This is a genomic window from Pseudoalteromonas tetraodonis (assembly GCF_002310835.1).
Classification (GTDB): domain Bacteria; phylum Pseudomonadota; class Gammaproteobacteria; order Enterobacterales; family Alteromonadaceae; genus Pseudoalteromonas; species Pseudoalteromonas tetraodonis.
In genome coordinates this window covers 2893681-2912105 of the sequence record NZ_CP011041.1, presented here as the reverse complement: position 1 = coordinate 2912105, position 18425 = coordinate 2893681, and the positions used below count along the sequence as shown (strand labels likewise).

The following is an 18425-nucleotide window of genomic DNA, read 5'->3' as shown; positions in this document are numbered from 1 at the left end:
ATGTAATTAATTTTTCTGTTAGTCAATATAGCGTCGTAGCGCTATAGATATTTTCCAGCGATGTCTGGGGGCAAAAATGATCAATAAGTATTTAAAAATAGCAGTAGTAATGCTGCTTTCACCTGCGTTTGCAAACGCCAACGAACATAACCATGCACACAATAACGACGTAACACCTTTGGAGTTAATCGTTTATAAAACCCCTACTTGTGGGTGTTGTAAAAAATGGATAACTCATATTGAAGACAAAGGGATCGTTGCGCATTCCAAAGATTTCCGAAACATCGGCAACATCAAAACTAAGTATGGTATCAAACCTAATTACCGTTCATGCCACACGGCAGTGAGTAGAAATGGATTTGCCTTTGAAGGTCATATACCTGCTAAATTTATTCAGCAGTTCTTATCAGAAGAACATCCCAATGCGATTGGGCTTTCAGTTCCAGCAATGCCAGTTGGCTCTCCCGGTATGGAAGTCGATGACCGCTTTATGCCATACAACGTGTTAATTCTATTTAAAGATGGAACGAGCAAAGTCTATGCAAAAGTTAAGACATACGAGGAGCAATTCTAATGAAATTGAACTCTTCAAACCTTACTTCACTTTCAACTGCATTAATACTCGGCTTATCTGTATTCTCAGCTCAAGCTGAGAAAGTAGTGTCGCTTGAACAAGCTATCACCTTAGCTCAGCAAAATGATCCTTGGCTTCATGGTAGCCGATTGAAACAAAGTGCAGTTGAAAATAGAAGTATTGCTTCAGGTACTTTGCCTGATCCGAAAGTATCGCTAGGGATAATGAATTTACCAACAGATACTTGGGATTTAGATCAGGAAGGAATGACTCAGCTAAAGGTTGGCGTCTCTCAAATGTTTCCGAGAGGCGACAGTCTAGAGATCAAGAAAGACCAGTTACAAATTGAGTCCACGAAATTTCCACTGTTACGAGAGGATCGTAAAGCTAAGTTGAAAAGCCAAGTGTCACAACTTTGGTTAGATGCTTACTTAGCCCAACAAACTATTAAATTGATTGAAGATGATTGGTCTCTCTTTGAGCAGATGGCGGAAGTGGCTAAAGCTAGCTATTCAAACGTTGTTGGTAAAACTAGACAGCAAGATGTTATTCGTGCTCAGTTGGAAATCGTGCAGTTAGATGACAGATTAACTTCGCAAAAGCAGAAACTAGAAACGACAATCGCTCGTCTCAATGAGTGGCTTCATATTTACGATGCGGATCGTTTGAATGAATCATTCAACTTTGACGCGCAACCATTAGAGTTTAGCGTCTCAAAAGAATTGCCTTCGATTCAATTGAATAATCCAACAGTCCTAAAAGCATCTAATTACTCAAGAAATCTATTGGCTCAGGAGCTTTCGAATCACCCAGCCATACTTGCGATTGATATAAAACGCAAAGCTTCAGAAAAAGGAATTGAGTTAGCCAAACAGCAATATGAGCCGCAATGGGGTGTTAATGCTAGTTATGCCTATCGCGACAATATGCCCTCTGGTGATAGCCGAGCTGATTTATTTTCTGTTGGGGTAACGTTTGATTTACCCTTGTTTACCGAGAACAGACAAGATAAGCAAGTTGCAGCTTCTATTGCAGATTCAGAGACTATTAAAACCGAGAAACTATTACTGACAAAGCAAATGATCAGTGTTTTAGAAAAAGAACTAAGACAGCTTAAACGCTTATCAGATAGACAATCTATCTATCAAGAACAACTCCTTAAACAAACTCATGACCAAGCAGAAGCGTCATTGACAGCCTACACAAATGATGATGGCGATTTTGCCGAAGTTGTTCGAGCAAGAATTGCCGAATTAAATACCAGAATATCAGCTTTAAGAATTGATGTTGACGCACTTAAAACAGTTGCTCGTATCAACTATTTCTTTGCGCATTCTCAATCTAACTCAAATGCTGAACATAAGTCGATGCAAACTTCACACAAAACTAATCAGCACTTATCCAGTCAGCAATTTGGAGAAAAATAATGTCAACGAATACAAAAACAATTATTGCCATCATCATTGGGGCAGCACTTGGTGCTGGAGCATTGAGTTTATATCAAGGTACTGGCTCAAACAGTAATAGTAATGAAGCAACATCAGGAGAAAAAAAGCCTCTGTATTGGGTTGCACCGATGGATTCTAATTACCGCCGGGACAAGCCCGGTAAGTCGCCTATGGGGATGGATCTAATTCCAGTGTATGAGGAAGGATCATCTGGTGATGACTTTGGCCCCGGAGCAGTAAAAATTGCGCCTCATGTAGTGAATAACCTTGGGGTTCGCACTGCACCTGTTGAACTGAAAAATATGCATACTGAAATCTCAACGGTAGGTTATGTTCAATATGATGAAGATAAGCTAATTCATATCCACCCACGGGTTGATGGCTGGATTGATAAACTTTACATCAAAGCAGCAGGTAACCCTGTAGAGAAAGGGCAGCCTCTTTATACACTATATTCTCCTCAGTTAGTTAATGCTCAGGAAGAGCTGTTAATAGCGTTAAAGCGCAACAATAGTTCTTTAATTTCAGCAGCCAAAGATCGCCTAAAAGCGTTACAGCTTTCAGCAGACTTTGTTCAAAAGCTAGAAAAGACACGAAAGGTTCAGCAAGCAATTACCTTTTATTCACCACAAGCAGGTGTTGTCGATGGTTTGAAGGTTAGAGAAGGTTTTTATGTAAAGCCGGGAAACACCTTATTAAGCATTGGCCAGCTAGATCAAGTTTGGGTTGAAGCAGAAGTGTTTGAACGTGACGCAGCCTTAATTAAAAAAGGACTTCCTGTATCAATGACACTGGATTATTTACCCGGTGAGGACTGGGCTGGTGTCGTTGATTATGTTTATCCAACATTGAACAGTAAAACACGCACACTCCGAGTGAGATTGAAATTTGATAACACAGACTATCAATTAAAACCAAATATGTTTGCACAAGTCTCTATTCACGCTAATCAAGCTGATAGCACCATCCTCGTGCCTAAAGAAGCCGTTATTAGAACAGGTAAACAGGACAGAGTAGTACTTGCGTTAGGTGATGGGCAATTTAAATCTATTGAAGTGACTATTGGCCGGGTTGATATCGACAGCATCGAAATATTAGACGGCTTAAATGAAGATGACGTTGTGGTGACATCTGCCCAATTCTTGATTGATTCTGAATCAAGTAAAAGCTCTGACTTTAAACGAATGACTCATGATGAAGTGCCTAACTCTGTTTGGATGCAAGGGGATGTTAATAGTGTTATGGCAGGGCACCGCATGGTTAATATTTCACATGGCCCTGCTGAAGCTTGGGATTGGCCTGAAATGGTTATGGATTTTACTGTGGCTGAAAAAGTCGATATTGACTCATTAAAGTCAGGTCAATCTTTGCACTTTGAAGTGAGCAAAACCGAAGACGGTGGATATGAAATTACTGGAATTCATATCATGAGTGAGCCTGAAGTATCATCAGCAACAGTATCTGGTTTGATTAATGCGATTGATATTGATACACGGATTCTAAATATTAGCAGAGGCCCAATAGAGAAATGGGATAGACCTGCTGCGACGATGGATTTTATCGTCGCGGACAATATAGAAATGGTTGATTTCAATGTCGGTGATAATGTCACTTTCACTTTTGAGGTTAGAGATGACTTAGTTATCACTGACATTTCTCTTGAATCAGATGAACAACACGGCAAGGAAAATAAAGCTGCTGTTGATCATTCTAATCATTAAGTGGGAGAAAAATAATGATTGAATCAATTATTAGATGGTCTATCGGCAATCGTTTCTTTGTTTTGTTGATTACCTTAATTATCGCGTTTGGTGGTTTGTATTCATTACAAAAAACACCAGTAGATGCACTCCCCGATCTTTCTGATGTGCAGGTGATAATTAAGACGAGCTATCCGGGACAGGCACCACAAGTAGTGCAGGATCAAGTGACATTTCCTCTTACTACAGCGATGTTATCAGTGCCGGGGGCGCAAACTGTTCGTGGTTACTCATTTTTTGGTGATTCCTACGTCTACATTATTTTTGATGACGATACTGATTTGTATTGGGCTAGAAGCAGAGTACTTGAATACTTAAGCCAAGTAGCATCAAGCCTGCCTGATTCGGCAAAACCTCAATTAGGACCTGATGCAACAGGTGTGGGTTGGGTATACATTTACGCTTTAACAGATAAGTCTGGAAACCATGATCTAAGCCAATTAAGAAGCATTCAAGACTGGTTCTTAAAGTATGAACTACAAACTGTTCCGGGCGTGTCCGAAGTTGCCGCCGTTGGTGGTATGGTTAAGCAGTATCAAGTGCAAGTAGATCCTGATAAATTGAGAGCTTACGATATTCCTCTAAGTTTAATACAAATAGCCTTACAAAAAGGGAACAAAGAAACTGGCGCATCCGTTGTGGAAATGGCTGAAGCTGAATATATGGTTACCGCAACGGGGTATATTCAATCAGTTAGTGATATAGAGAAAATCCCACTTGGTATTAACGAACAAGGCACGCCATTGCGTATTGGTGATGTTGCTACCGTTAATTTAGGGCCTCAAATGCGCCGTGGTATCGCAGAGCTTAATGGTGAAGGCGAAGTTGTTGGTGGTGTTGTCGTTATGCGCTTTGGTGAAAACGCTCAACAAACCATAAACGGGGTAAAAGAAAAACTTGAATCGCTTAAATCTTCTCTACCAGAGGGGGTGGAGATTGTCCCTGTTTATGACAGATCGAAGTTAATAGATCGTGCTGTTGATAATCTTTGGAGCAAGTTGCTAGAGGAGCTTGCAGTCGTTGCTATTGTCTGTGTGGCTTTCCTATTTCATCTTCGCTCATCTATTGTGGCAGTTGTTACTCTGCCATTAGGTATCTTGGTGTCGTTCATTATCATGTATATGCAAGGCATCAATGCCAACATTATGTCTTTAGGCGGTATCGCTATTGCGATTGGTGCGATGACTGATGGTGCAATAGTGATGATTGAAAATATGCACAAGCATATGGAGAAAACACCACTAACAGATGAAAATCGCTGGCAAATTGTTGCTAAGGCTGCGAGTGAAGTAGGCCCTGCACTATTTTTTAGCTTACTGATCATTACAGTCTCATTCTTACCTGTATTTATCTTGGAAGCGCAAGAAGGAAGAATGTTCTCTCCGCTCGCCTATACAAAAACCTATGCAATGGCGGCATCAGCAGGTTTGGCGATCACATTGGTGCCTGTTTTGATGGGCTACTTTATTCGAGGCAAAGTTGTTTCTGAAAAGAAAAACCCGTTAAACCGATTATTGATTGCTATCTACATGCCTGTTTTAAAGCAAGTCATGAAGTTTCCAAAATCGACAATAGTAGCAGCAATATTAGTGACTATCGTTGGCTTTTGGCCTGTCGATAAAATTGGTAGTGAATTCATTCCGCCATTGGATGAAGGCGATCTCATGTATATGCCTACTACCTATCCCGGTATTTCAATTGGTAAAGCAAGGGAGTTATTGCAGCAAACAGACAAGCTTATTCGCACTGTGCCAGAAGTTGAAACTGTATTTGGTAAAGTAGGAAGAGCTGAAACTGCAACCGATCCTGCACCTTTAACCATGATTGAAACCTTTATTCAATTGAAGCCACGAGAGCAGTGGCGAGAGGGTGTGACTACTGAATCGTTAAAAGCTGAGTTTGATAAATTGGTTAAGTTTCCGGGCTTAACGAATGCTTGGGTTATGCCAATCAAGACCCGAATCGACATGTTAGCAACAGGCATAAAAACGCCTGTGGGTATTAAAGTCGCCGGACCAGAGCTTGATGTGATTCAGGAAATCGGCCAACAAATAGAGCAAATTTTACCCGAAGTTACAGGCACAGCATCAGTTTACTCAGAGCGAGTTGCAGGTGGACGATATATCAAGGTTGATATTTCACGCGATAAGGCAAGTCGCTTTGGGTTAAACATCGAAGATGTTCAACAAGTGGTTTCTACAGCTATTGGTGGTATGAACGTTACCCAAACGGTAGAAGGTCAAGAGCGTTACCCTGTTAACTTACGCTATCCGCAAGACTATCGAGACTCTCCTGAGCAGCTATCACGATTACCTGTTGTAACACCAAGTGGTCAACGCATTGCACTAGGTGATGTCGCAGATATTCGAGTTGAGAACGGTCCGCCGGGAATTAAGAGTGAAAATGCTCGTTTAAATGGCTGGACGTTTATCGATATAGACGGTGTTGACGTAGGTACTTATGTTGAAAGTGCAAAAATACACTTGGCTAATAATCTAAAACTACCAGCAGGTTATTCAATTACTTGGGCTGGGCAATACGAATATATGGAAAGAGCGAAAGAAAAGCTCACCTATGTATTGCCTTTAACACTCGCCATTATTGTTATTCTACTTTACTTAAACTTCAGAGCGTTTAGTGAGGTGGCTATCATTATCGTTACCTTGCCGATGGCGATGATTGGTGGCTTATGGTTGATGTATCTGGAAGGGTTTAACTTCTCTGTGGCTGTTGGCGTGGGCTTTATTGCTCTAGCTGGGGTAGCGGTTGAGATTGGTGTGATAATGTTGGTCTATCTCAATCAGGCACTTGCTGAGCTTAAGGAAAAAGCTGAAGAGCGAGCTGAACCTATCTCTGATGATGCATATCAAGATGCATTATTGCACGGTGCAGGCTTACGAGTTCGTCCAGTAATGATGACAGTTGCAACAATCATTATCGGCTTGATGCCCATTTTATATGGTACAGGAACAGGTTCGGAGATTATGAGTCGTATTGCTGCACCTATGGTAGGCGGAATGACAAGTGCTGTGCTACTCACTCTTATTGTGCTCCCAGTAATTTACTCAATCGTTAAAAAGCCAGAATTAAACGCCTTTAACAAGGAGCTTTCTAAGGCGGAGCTAAAAAGTAATGCTTAGCACGGCTAGAAAATATCACAAATGGCTAATGGCATTTGTCGGAATACAATTCCTCTTCTGGTCTATTACAGGCGTGTATATGGTGACTATGGATATTCACTATATACACGGCGAAACCTTGGCTAAGAGTGAGGAAGCCAAAATAGATTTAGCAAGTATGGATTACTCCATTGTAAAGCTAGCTGCGGATTATCCTAAAGCTAGCCAAGTTACACTTACTCAAAGTATGGGCCGTCCTTTGTATTCTTTTATTAATGGAGAAAATGGAAAAGTAGCAATAGATGCTAAAACTGGAGCTGTTCAGGCACTTGTAGATGAAATCAAGGCTAAAGAAATCGCACAATACCATTATGCGCTGAATCATCAAATCGACAGCGTAAGGTTGATTAAGTCAGCGACAAACTTGCCTGCTGAGTTGTCCCCAAGGCATTTACCTGTTTGGAGAGTGACGTTTGAGCAATTCTCCACACCGACATTTTATATAAGTCAACAAACAGGATCACTTGTTGCCAAGCGTCATGATTACTGGCGATTGTTTGATTGGATGTGGCGGTTCCACATTATGGATTACTATGATGGAGAAAACGTATCTAACTGGTTTTTGTTCTTGGTCGCAACTCTAGGTCTAATGGGAGCAATTACTGGCGCAGTATTGACTTATTACCGAGTGCTTTCCCCAAATAAAAAGGGAGTCATTTGATGCGACTATTTAAGTTAAATACAACGATACACAAGTGGCTTTCTTTATTTGTTGGTTTACAACTGCTTATTTGGTTGGGAACGGGCCTTTACTTCAATTTGATGGATCACAGTAAAGCCAGTGGTAATGAACTTAGAGTTCATTCTCATCATGAAGGTAGCATTACAGGCTTTGACCTATTCCCTATTAAAGACATTACTAGTAATGCTCCGCAGGAAGTAAACCTTATATGGGTTTTACATCAGCCTTACTATCATTTTGTGTTCGATAAGGGGCAGCATAGCTATCAAGAACGCCACTCAAAGCTATTTGATGCTGTAACAGGAAAGCCATTTAATTTGTCTGAAGAACAAGTACTAACTTTGGCAAAAAACTCCTACTCAGGACAGGGTAAGTTAACTACTCCAGTGTTATCTCAACCTCCGTTTTCTGATCACGTAAGGCAGCAAAATCCTATGTGGCAAGTTGCCGTTGAGGATGAGAACAATACAACTATTTATTTAGATAGTATTACAGGTCAAGTACTTCGCCATGCCAATGATGATTTCAGATTGAAAGATCTGATGATGAAGCTTCACTTTATGGACTATGGCAATTCTGGAGGATTTAACCATTGGTTGATCATTGCATTTGCTTTTGCAACGCTATTCCTTTCAATTACTGGTGTTACTTGGCTGATACAACAGTATCGAAGTGGTTTACTGAAGCTAGGTTGGGGCACTAACAGGCAAAAAGTGGCAGTGACGTTTTCCAATGAAAATACTATTACTGACATCTCAGCAGTTGGTCGCTCAACTGTACTAGAAGGGCTAGCTAGTTCACATGTATACCTTCCTTCAGGTTGCGGTGGTGGCGGTACTTGTGGCAAATGCGTGTTCTTAAGTTCAACTAAATTACCTATCACACTATCTGAACAGGAACATTTATCTCAGGAGCAACTTAAGGAAGGTTATCGGCTTGGATGTCAGCATAGGTTCTCTGAAATTAGTTCGATTGAAGTTAATACTGATCGCAATATTGAAAATCATGAGCTAGTTGTGGTTGCGACTAATTTCATTACTCCTTTTATCAAGGAAGTGAAATTTAAGCTGAAATCAGGCAAACAGTTGGCATTTAAAGCTGGTGCATATATGCAATTTGATGTGCCAGCAGGGATGAATAGCTTACGTCCAGATGATATGCCAGAGTGCTATGAAAAATACTGGGATAGCTACTATCATGGAAAATTTTCTCATAACGGTGTAACTCGCCACTACTCATTAGTTAACTTTGACGAGGAGTCTGATGAGTTAATGTTTAATATCCGTTGGCAGACCGCAAAGAATGGTTTTAAAGCAGGAATAGGTTCAAGTTATTTAGGTTCACTCCAAGTAGGTGAAACGATAACTGCAAAAGGCCCTTTTTCTGATTTTTATGCCACTTCAAATAAAAAAGTTAGTCGCGTGTTTATTGGTGCGGGTTCAGGACTTGCACCACTGAGGTCTATTATTTTTGAACAGTTGAAAAAGCATAAAGATAAAAGTGGTTTGACTCTTATCTATGGTGCGCGAACTGAAGATGACTTGCTATACCATAATGAATTGAAGTCACTGAGTGAGAAGCATAAAAACTTCTCTTATATTCCTACTCTTTCTAATCCTTCAGAAGAATGGCAAGGGCACTCAGGCTATGTTCAAAAAGTACTTCTGCCGTATATGAACCAAAAATCAGAACTGCTTTTGGCTGAGTTTTACTTGTGCGGTCCAGAAGCAATGATGAGTGAAGTGGAAAAAATAATTACAGATGCTGGGATTCCAAGTAATCAAATTTTCAAAGATAAATTTAGTCGTTAATCCATTAAATAAATAGAGGTATATATGAAAACATTAATTAAATTTTTAACCGTAATCAGTGTCGTTTTTAGTAGTGCGGTATTTGCGCATGTGCATCTTGAAAAAAGTGTGCCTGCTGATAATGCAATGCTAATGAATCCTCCAGAAGAGTTAACTTTGGTGTTCACCAAAGAGGTACGGGTTGTAAAAGTTTCATTGGCCAATAAACAAGGCGAAGAATTTAAATTTGGATTCGAGCCTTCTAAAGTCGCTACTAGCAAATTTACATGGAAACTACCTAAATTAGCTCCTGCAAACTATGCTGTGGATGTAACCTTCTTAGGTAACGATGGTCATAAAATGAAACATAGCTTCGGCTTTATGGTTCACTAAAATAGGCGGTGTGATTGATATGGAAATGTATATCTGGAATACAGTCATTGTACTGTCAAAAATTGTATTTTACGTCGGCTTTGCCTGTATTGCTGGTTATACATTTTTCAGGCAAATATTTGAGAATAATGAATCTCATACTAATGCTGTAATAGCGAATTTAACGTGGACAAGAACTTATATAGTTATGGCTTTGATCGCTAATATTACTTGGTTCTTTGCCAGTACTGGTGCAATGGCAGAAGAGGGAATTCAGGGGGCGATAGACGCTGATATATTGGCTATTATGTGGGACTCCTCTGTCGGCACTGGAGCTTTGCTTCGAGCGCTTGGGCTAGTTACCGCAATAATCGCTTTAGCTTTAAGGTTCAAACTCGCTGTGAACTCGTACTTAAAACAAAGCGCTTTAATGTTGAGTTTATTAATCCTTGCATACTCATTCACGTTACTGGGTCATATTTCTGAGTTAGGCACAATTGAAAAAGGCTTGCTTATTTTGCATGTGCTCGTTATGGCATGGTGGTTTGGGGCGTTATTGCCACTAAAACAGGCTTGCCATCAGCTAAGTTATGCAGAACTTCATTTGCTGATGGAAAGCTTTGGCAAACAAGCAAGTTTTACATTGAGCCTATTGTTGGTAGCAGGCCTCTGGCTCGTGATTCAATTGGTCGGAAGTCTTGATGCACTAATAAGCTCAAGTTACGGACAAACACTGTTGTTTAAATTGGCCCTTGTAGTGTCTATTTTGGCACTTGCTGCTAAACATAAACTAATACTCGTTCCACAACTTAAAAATAGTCAAGGCAGAGAGGCTTTATCTAAATCTATCTCGATAGAAATGGTAGTAGCTTTTGCCATTTTATCTGTAACGGCTGGGCTTACTAGTGTTGTTGGCCCTGCAAATTAAAACCTAAAAGAGAAAATGAAAATGAAAACAATAAATATCCTACTCGTTTTATTAATGACGTTTAGTTTCGCAGCAAACGCTCATGGTGATAAGAATAAAGACAAAGGATTGTTTAAAGGTGTAGATACACCAGCCGCAAAAGTTGTTTTGGCATTTCATCAAGCACTTGAAACTGGCAATCAAAAACAGGCTAGAGCGCAGTTAGCGGATGATGTCACCATTTTCGAGGGAGGCCGCGTTGAAAGGAGCGCTGATGAATATGCTCATCATCATATGTTGTCGGATATGAAGTATTTAGCAGCGATGAAGAGCGACACACTTGAACATCAAGTGACGATACTTGGAAATACAGCTATCTCTGCCTCGCGTAGTCAAACTAAAGGTACTTACAATGGTGAAGAACGTGATTATCAAGGGATGGAAACAATGGTTCTCGAAAAGCAAAACGGTGAATGGAAAATTAAGCACATTCATTGGTCACACTAATTTATTGGTCAAACCTCGGAGAGTAAAATGAGAATTAAAGATCCATTACATCAAATTTCTACACCGCGTAGACGCTTTGTACAAGGTTTAGCTGCTGGCGGTATATTAGCTGCTTTTCCAAGCATTCTTCATGCTGCTTCATCTTTAGTGGCTGGAACAATAACAGGTACTGTGCCCGAACTAAGTGGAGAAATAATAGATCTGGTGATAGATGAGTCACCCGTAAACTTCACAGGTGTTGTAAGAATGGCTACAACAATCAATGGCTCAATACCAGCTCCTACCTTGCGCCTCAGAGAAGGTGATGACGTTACTATCAGGGTAACTAATAAATTATCAGTGCCGAGTTCAATTCATTGGCATGGGATCATTCTTCCGTATCAAATGGATGGCGTACCGGGTATTAGCTTTAAAGGTATAATGCCGGGTGAAACCTTTGTTTATAAATTTAAGCTGCAACAAAGCGGCACATATTGGTATCACTCACACAGTGGCTTTCAAGAAATGACAGGTATGTACGGCGCATTAATTATTGAGCCAAGAGAAAAGGATATTATTAGTGCTGACAATGAGCATGTTATCCAATTGTCTGATTGGACTGATGATGACCCAATGGATTTGTTCCGCAAGTTAAAAGTACAGAGCGATGTATTTAACTTTAATCAACCTACTGTTCCAGAGTTTTTTGATGACATTTCAAATAGCAGCGTTTCAAATGCGCTACAACGCCGGGAAATGTGGAATAAAATGAGAATGAACCCTACAGATCTTGCAGACTTATCAGCATCTGCAATGACTTTTTTAATGAATGGTTGTGCGCCTTTGACAAACTGGCGTGGAATGTTTAAAGCTGGCGAAAAGGTTAGGCTTAGATTTATTAACGGTTCTAGCAATACGTTTTTTGATGTAAGAATACCTGAGCTGAAGTTAACAGTTGTACAAGCTGATGGACAAAATGTTGAACCTGTGACAGTAGATGAATTTAGATTTGGTCCCGGTGAAACTTATGATGTACTTGTCGAGCCAAAAAATGATGCATATACGATTTTTGCACAAAGCATGGATCGCTCAGGTTATGCTAAAGGTACTTTATCAATGGCACCTAATATTGATGCACCAGTACCTGCTCTAGATCCCGTTGAATGGTTAACGATGACAGATATGATGGGGAATATGGCCCAAGGTGGTGAGCATTCCGCGATGGCAGGTATGGCAGACATGTCGGGCATGAATTCTAATAAAATGGATCATAGTGCAATGGGTCATGGAGCGATGGCAATGGATCATAGTAAACATGGAATGACTAAAAACCCATTAGCTGTTGCTAGCACTAAAGTGCGTCATGCAAAAACAGAGTATGGAGCTTCTGTTGATATGCGTGTTGATATGCCTAGAACAAACCTTGATGATCCCGGTATAGGTTTACGTAAAAATGGACGCCGTGTTTTAACACTTGCAGATTTACATTCTCTTGAGGGAATTACAAACCAGCAAGAGCCAGAGGCTGAAATTGAATTACATTTAACTGGAAACATGGAGCGTTATAGCTGGTCATTTGATGGCTTGGAATTTGGAAAAAGCACGCCAGTTCACATGAAGCATAATCAACGTTTAAGAGTTATTTTACAAAACGATACAATGATGACACATCCCATGCACCTGCATGGTATGTGGAGCGATTTGGAGAATGAAAAAGGTGATGTACAGGTTCGTCGCCATACTATCCCTGTACAACCAGCGCAAAGAATTAGTTTTTTAACAACACCTCATGACGTAGGTCGCTGGGCATGGCATTGCCATTTATTATTCCACATGGATGCAGGTATGTTTAGAGAGGTAGTTGTATCATGAAAAAATTAATACTAACCAATACGTTAAGACTATTATTAATAGGTTTGCCCCTTATAAGTGTATCTGTATCTGCAAAAGATGAGATGACTGAGATGGGTGATTCTAAAATGCAAGCACAAGGTGGAGATGCACCTAAAGATGCTAGAGACCCCCATGCTTATGCAGCAGGTACAACTTTGACTGAAGGTCCTTATGCACTCAGTAGCGACAAACGACTGACTTTGGCAGATGAGCATTCATTTTACGCGCTACTAGGGGATCGTCTTGAATATAATGAGCAAACAAACGCAGGTGTTTTTGACTTTCAGGCATGGTATGGCACTACTTTTGATAGATTAGTCATCAAAACTGAAGGAGATTTTAGCGAAGGTAATTTAGAGGAGAACCAAACAGATTTTCTATGGGGCCACGCAATATCTGCTTATTGGGATACACAAGTCGGTATTCGACTTGATTACAATAACGAAGGTGAAAACCGCAAATGGCTAGCTTTTGGTTTACAAGGTCTAGCCCCCTACTGGTTTGAAATTGATATGACTGCGTATTTAGGAGAGCAAGGTAATAGTGCATTTTCGATCGAAGCTGAGTATGAGCTATTACTTACTCAAAAGTTAATTGTTCAACCACGAGCAGAGTTGACGCTTTACGGTAAGGATGACGTCCAAAATAACCTTGGTAGTGGCTTGTCTAGCAGTGCTATTGGTTTTCGGGTTCGTTATGAGTTTACCCGCCAGTTTGCTCCCTATGTTGGCGTTGAGTGGACAAATAAATTTGGTAATACAGCCGACTTTGCGAAGTTAAATGGGCAAAGTACTCGTGATACTGCTTTTGTTGCAGGTATCAAGTTCTGGCTCTGATATGAAGAAATACTATATTGACTTGATGAGAGCTACCGCAACTATATTGATGGTAGCTTTCGTTTTTTGGGATTTAAACCATTTTAGTTATGTTAGGAAAGGCCTAGCTAATAGTTTTTTTGGAAAGAACTAAGAGCAGTAATAGTAAGCTACTTCTTGTTTTCAATCGGTGCCAGTCTGGTGTATACCTATCAAGGTGGAATATCAGCTAAGAAGTAAAGTTGGCGAATGGTTAAGGTTAAAGAGTCAAGGCAAAAAACATCGCCATTGAAAGACGTACAATAGGCCATTTTATCACTTTTGATGAACGGGAATTGGATGTGCCCGGGATAGAACCGATTGTTGCAAAGTACTGCGCTTAAAGCTGAACAATTGGAAAAATGATCCATTACTCAATACCTAGTTATGAGCGTAGGGTTTTTATTTCTTTTAATGGTGCTCATGCTTGGCTTCAATCTCATGAGTATAAATTAGACACCCCTTTTATACTTGTGAAGTTAAAGCTGTTTAAAAAAGTAAAAAGTAAAAAGTAAAAAGTAAAAAGTAAAAAGTAAAAAGTAAAAAGTTTAGGTTTTAGTTCAAAGGTTGATCAAGATCATAAAATTATTTTTATAAAGTGGCTAATATTGTAGGTGATAAATAAGGAATTAAAATGTTTGGACTTTTCAAGTGGTTTAAAATAGTGGTAATTACTCTGTTGCTTACGCAGCATGGCTTTGCTATTGCTAAACCAATGAATTGTGAAGAACATCAAAATGGATCTTCCGACACGCATATTATACAACCAAGCAAAAATATGCATCATCAATCAATGAATGACAATAGTCACTATCACACTGAAAATTCGCAAGATTCTAAAAACCGTCATGGTGATGAAGACTGTGAAAAATGTAAAGCTGGTGATTGTGTTTGTTGTGAAGGCGGTTTTTGTACAAGCTTTCATTTAAATGCCTATCTTGTGCAAGCGCAAGAGGAAGGTATTTGCAATATTCATTCTGAGCTAATTCTACAGCGTATACCCCTACCAAAATCTGGTATCCATCTCTTACTTTATCGTCCACCAATTATTGGCTAATCACGGGATCAGTGCGCCTTTTTTTCGCCAGTCCCATCAAAAATAAAACGATTTACTGATTGGTTTAAATTACCAACCGTTTTGAACAATTAGCACAATATTTTTTGGAGGCATGATGAACATGCTCAAACTATTGCTATTTACAGTACTTAATGCTGTCGATTTTGACCGAGATTTCTCTTTTACCAAAAAATTAGTTTTTAGCTTATTCACTAGAATTAGTACTTGACCTGTGTCTTAGACACAGGTCTAAGCTGAAGATGAGAGTACAAACTTAGCTAAAAAACTGAGGAGTGAATATGAAAGTTGCGGAGCTGGCAAAAAGCCTTGGAACGACTGCTGATACGGTGCGCTATTACACCAGATTAGGATTGTTAAAACCTGCTAAGTCAGTGAACGGCTACAAGTCATACTCGAATAAAGAAGTATCGAGACTTAAATTCATTTTAAGTGCCAGAAACCTTGGTTTTTCCGTTGCAGATATCAAGGAAATTATTAATGAATCTGAAGATGGTAAAAGTGCGTGCCCATTAGTCAGAAGCCTGATCAAAGAGCGGCTTGAAGAAACAGAAAAGCAGTTTCAAGCAATGTTGGCACTTCGAGGAAAAATGTCTTCTGCGCTTTCTCGATGGGAAGAAATGGAAGACAAAGCACCGACTGCAAACATGGTTTGTCATCTCATCGAAAACTTTGAGCAAATTAAAAAAGCATAGGAGGAAAAAGGGTGGCTACTAACACAAATATAAAAACTGAATCAGGCTGTTGCTGTCAGGCAAAAGCTCAATCCTCTTCGTGTAAAAGTAAGGAGAATACGTTGGAGAAAGTATCACATAACCAACAGCTTATCATTGAAGGTGCTGGGTGTGCTAGCTGTGTAGGCAAAATTGAAGGGGCGTTGAAGGCAACTCTTGGAGTCGTCAGTGCGGAAATGAATTTTGCTGATAGGACAGTAACAGTTTATGGGACAGCTAAAACAAAAGAGTTGATCAAAGCTGTTGAGTCAGTGGGGTATAACGCGAAGCCAATTGATGATAGCTCAGCAACAGATGCGCTTGATGAGAAAGAGGCTGCGGATTTTGCATATTACAAAAAGCTAATGCGCGATACGTTTATTGCCCTTTCACTCGGCGTTCCTTTGATGATCTACAGCATTGTAGTTGGAGAAATGACGGTTGAAACAAACCTTGAACGAATTTCTTGGTTGGTTGTAGGCATTTTAACTTTTGGTGTTATGTATTTTTCAGGCAAGCATTTCTATGTAGGAGCATGGAAGAGCTTCAAAAATCATTCAGCCAATATGGACACCCTAATTGCTTTAGGAACAGGCACGGCTTGGTTGTATTCGATGGTTGTCGTGTTTGCACCTGACGCTGTTCCATTGATGGCACGGCATGTTTATTTTGAAGCTACCGCCATGATCATTGGCTTAATTGATTTAGGTTTAGCATTAGAAATCAAAGCCAGAGGTAAAACCTCTGAGGCCATTAAACGTCTTATCGGCTTGCAAGCCAAAACAGCAACCGTGGTTCGTGACAACAAAGAAGTTCAGATAGGTATTGAGCAGGTTTTATTTAACGATATTGTGAAGGTAAAACCGGGTGAAAAAATTCCCGTCGATGGCGTGGTATTGGAAGGACACACCTCTATTGATGAGTCCATGCTGACAGGCGAACCTATGCCTGCTGAAAAAGCTGAAGAAGATGAGGTTGTCGCAGGTACTTTGAACAAATCAGGCATGATTTTATTTAGAGCCACACGCGTTGGTAAAGACACGGCGCTTGCACAGATCATCAATATGGTGAAACGAGCACAAAATTCGAAACCGCCGATTGGCCGTTTGGCCGATGTTATTTCAGCTTTTTTCGTACCTGTCGTGATGATCACCTCTGTGTTAAGTGCGCTAGCATGGCTTAACTTTGGACCTGAGCCAGCCATTGCTTTTGCCATCGTTTCAGCAACTACTGTGCTTATTATTGCCTGCCCGTGTGCTTTAGGCTTGGCAACACCCATGTCTGTCATGGTGGGAGTAGGAAAAGCAGCAGAAGCCGGAGTGCTTATTCGCAACGGTGAGGCACTGCAAACCGCCTCTAAAATCACTGCCATGATTTTAGATAAAACGGGCACTATTACTGAAGGGGCACCTAAGGTAACCGATATTATTTTAGCAAAAGCTACTGACGAAAAAGACGTACTACAGCTTGCAGCAAGTTTAGAAAGCGGCTCAGAGCATCCTTTAGCGCAAGCGATTGTTGAAAGTGCGTTAGATCAGGATATTGAGTTACTAAAAATTGAAGCCTTTAACGCCATTACGGGTTTTGGTGTAGAAGCAAGCTGCAACAACAAAGCCCTGCTTTTCGGAAACGATAAACTAATGAAGTTAAAAGGCATAGACCTCACAGGCTTTGTTGAACAAGCACAGTCTTTAGCCAAAGAAGCCAAAACACCTATGTACTTTGCTGTAGATGGTGAACTTGCAGCAATCATTGCTGTTGCAGATCCTATCAAGTCAGACTCAATCTCTGCTATCAAACGGCTTCAGGCTAATGGTATACGCGTCATCATGTTAACGGGTGATAACAAGGAAACCGCTGCCGCCGTAGCTAAAAAAGTGGGTATTAGTGAGTTTCTTGCTGAAGTGCTGCCAGAAGATAAAGCCAACAAGGTGAAAGAGCTACAAGAAGGCGGCGAAATTGTTGGTATGACAGGAGATGGCATCAACGATGCTCCTGCGCTAGCGTTAGCCGATGTTGGCTTCGCCATAGGCACAGGGACTGATGTAGCTATCGAAAGTGCTGACATTACCCTAATGCGTGGTTCACTTCATGGCCTTGCTGATGCCATAGCGGTAAGCAAAGCTACTTTACGAAATATCAAACAAAACTTGTTTGGCGCGTTTGTCTATAACGTAGCCGGGATTCCTTTTGCTGCGGGGGTTCTATATCCCTTCTTTGGCATTCTGCTTAGCCCTGTAATTGCAGGTGCTGCAATGGCGTTTTCGTCATTGACTGTAGTGTCAAATGCAAATCGACTTCGCTTTTTTAAAGCAAAAGAGCATTAAGGAGAATCACAATGATGGTTATTAACTTATTAGGCTTAATGTTAATCGCGCTGATTGTTTGGTGGTTTTGGCTATATAAACCCAATAAAACAATCGTTCAAGGTAATGAAGTACTCATTGAAGTGAGGGATGGTGTGTATTCCCCATCCTCAATTCAGGTGTCTGCTAGCCAACCTGTCACTCTGAAGTTTATGCGCAAAGATCAATCCCCCTGCGCTGAAACAATGCTTATTCCTTCATTGGATATAAGCGAACAGCTTAAATTAAATGAAATTACTCAAATTACCCTATTGAACTTATCACCGGGAGAGCATGAGTTTCACTGTCAGATGCAAATGTATCGCGGTGTCTTAAAAGTCGTTTAG

15 protein-coding genes are annotated in these 18425 nt (G+C 40.4%); all 15 read left to right on the top strand.

Features of this window, described 5'->3' with window-relative positions; genetic code table 11:
- Nucleotides 1-76: 76 nt before the first annotated feature.
- Nucleotides 77-574: a DUF411 domain-containing protein gene (locus PTET_RS13605; RefSeq protein WP_004589252.1), complete on the top strand. Its 498-nt coding sequence runs from the start codon at nucleotides 77-79 to the stop codon at nucleotides 572-574.
- On the top strand, nucleotides 574-2001 hold the full coding sequence (locus tag PTET_RS13600) for a TolC family protein (protein ID WP_004589253.1): 1428 nt from the start codon (nucleotides 574-576) through the stop codon (nucleotides 1999-2001). The genes PTET_RS13605 and PTET_RS13600 overlap by 1 nt, the downstream gene beginning before the upstream one ends.
- Complete coding sequence (locus PTET_RS13595; protein ID WP_096038771.1) at nucleotides 2001-3743, top strand: efflux RND transporter periplasmic adaptor subunit; 1743 nt, start codon at nucleotides 2001-2003, stop codon at nucleotides 3741-3743. Before PTET_RS13600 ends, PTET_RS13595 begins: the two co-directional genes overlap by 1 nt.
- Before the next feature lie 14 nt (nucleotides 3744-3757).
- The gene (locus PTET_RS13590; RefSeq protein WP_004589255.1) at nucleotides 3758-6922 is read left to right on the top strand and encodes an efflux RND transporter permease subunit; all 3165 of its coding nucleotides are present in this window, start codon (nucleotides 3758-3760) and stop codon (nucleotides 6920-6922) included.
- Between the two features lie 88 nt (nucleotides 6923-7010).
- Nucleotides 7011-7622, top strand: coding sequence for a PepSY domain-containing protein (locus PTET_RS13585; RefSeq protein ID WP_232311327.1), 612 nt, complete (start codon nucleotides 7011-7013; stop codon nucleotides 7620-7622).
- On the top strand, nucleotides 7622-9454 hold the full coding sequence (locus tag PTET_RS13580) for a 2Fe-2S iron-sulfur cluster-binding protein (protein ID WP_024596190.1): 1833 nt from the start codon (nucleotides 7622-7624) through the stop codon (nucleotides 9452-9454). The genes PTET_RS13585 and PTET_RS13580 overlap by 1 nt, the downstream gene beginning before the upstream one ends.
- 24 nt (nucleotides 9455-9478) lie before the next feature.
- Nucleotides 9479-9826, top strand: a complete 348-nt coding sequence (locus PTET_RS13575; RefSeq protein ID WP_004589258.1) for a copper resistance CopC family protein — start codon at nucleotides 9479-9481, stop codon at nucleotides 9824-9826.
- A gap of 19 nt (nucleotides 9827-9845) precedes the next feature.
- Nucleotides 9846-10733 carry a copper resistance D family protein gene (locus tag PTET_RS13570; RefSeq protein ID WP_024596191.1) on the top strand — a complete coding sequence of 296 codons (888 nt, stop codon included), beginning with the start codon at nucleotides 9846-9848 and terminating at the stop codon, nucleotides 10731-10733.
- Nucleotides 10734-10748: 15 nt separating this feature from the next.
- Nucleotides 10749-11219 carry a YybH family protein gene (locus tag PTET_RS13565; protein ID WP_024596192.1) on the top strand — a complete coding sequence of 157 codons (471 nt, stop codon included), beginning with the start codon at nucleotides 10749-10751 and terminating at the stop codon, nucleotides 11217-11219.
- A gap of 27 nt (nucleotides 11220-11246) precedes the next feature.
- Nucleotides 11247-13070 (top strand): copper resistance system multicopper oxidase, encoded by a 1824-nt coding sequence (locus PTET_RS13560; RefSeq protein ID WP_013465888.1) that lies wholly within the window; start codon nucleotides 11247-11249, stop codon nucleotides 13068-13070.
- Nucleotides 13067-13927 (top strand): copper resistance protein B, encoded by an 861-nt coding sequence (locus tag PTET_RS13555; protein WP_004589262.1) that lies wholly within the window; start codon nucleotides 13067-13069, stop codon nucleotides 13925-13927. The genes PTET_RS13560 and PTET_RS13555 overlap by 4 nt, the downstream gene beginning before the upstream one ends.
- Before the next feature lie 652 nt (nucleotides 13928-14579).
- On the top strand, nucleotides 14580-15002 hold the full coding sequence (locus PTET_RS13545) for a hypothetical protein (protein ID WP_096038770.1): 423 nt from the start codon (nucleotides 14580-14582) through the stop codon (nucleotides 15000-15002).
- Between the two features lie 299 nt (nucleotides 15003-15301).
- Nucleotides 15302-15715 carry a MerR family transcriptional regulator gene (locus PTET_RS13540; protein WP_008467855.1) on the top strand — a complete coding sequence of 138 codons (414 nt, stop codon included), beginning with the start codon at nucleotides 15302-15304 and terminating at the stop codon, nucleotides 15713-15715.
- Nucleotides 15716-15816: 101 nt separating this feature from the next.
- Nucleotides 15817-18060 (top strand): heavy metal translocating P-type ATPase, encoded by a 2244-nt coding sequence (locus tag PTET_RS13535; protein WP_008467856.1) that lies wholly within the window; start codon nucleotides 15817-15819, stop codon nucleotides 18058-18060.
- 11 nt (nucleotides 18061-18071) lie between these two features.
- The gene (locus PTET_RS13530) at nucleotides 18072-18425 is read left to right on the top strand and encodes a cupredoxin domain-containing protein (RefSeq protein WP_004589267.1); all 354 of its coding nucleotides are present in this window, start codon (nucleotides 18072-18074) and stop codon (nucleotides 18423-18425) included.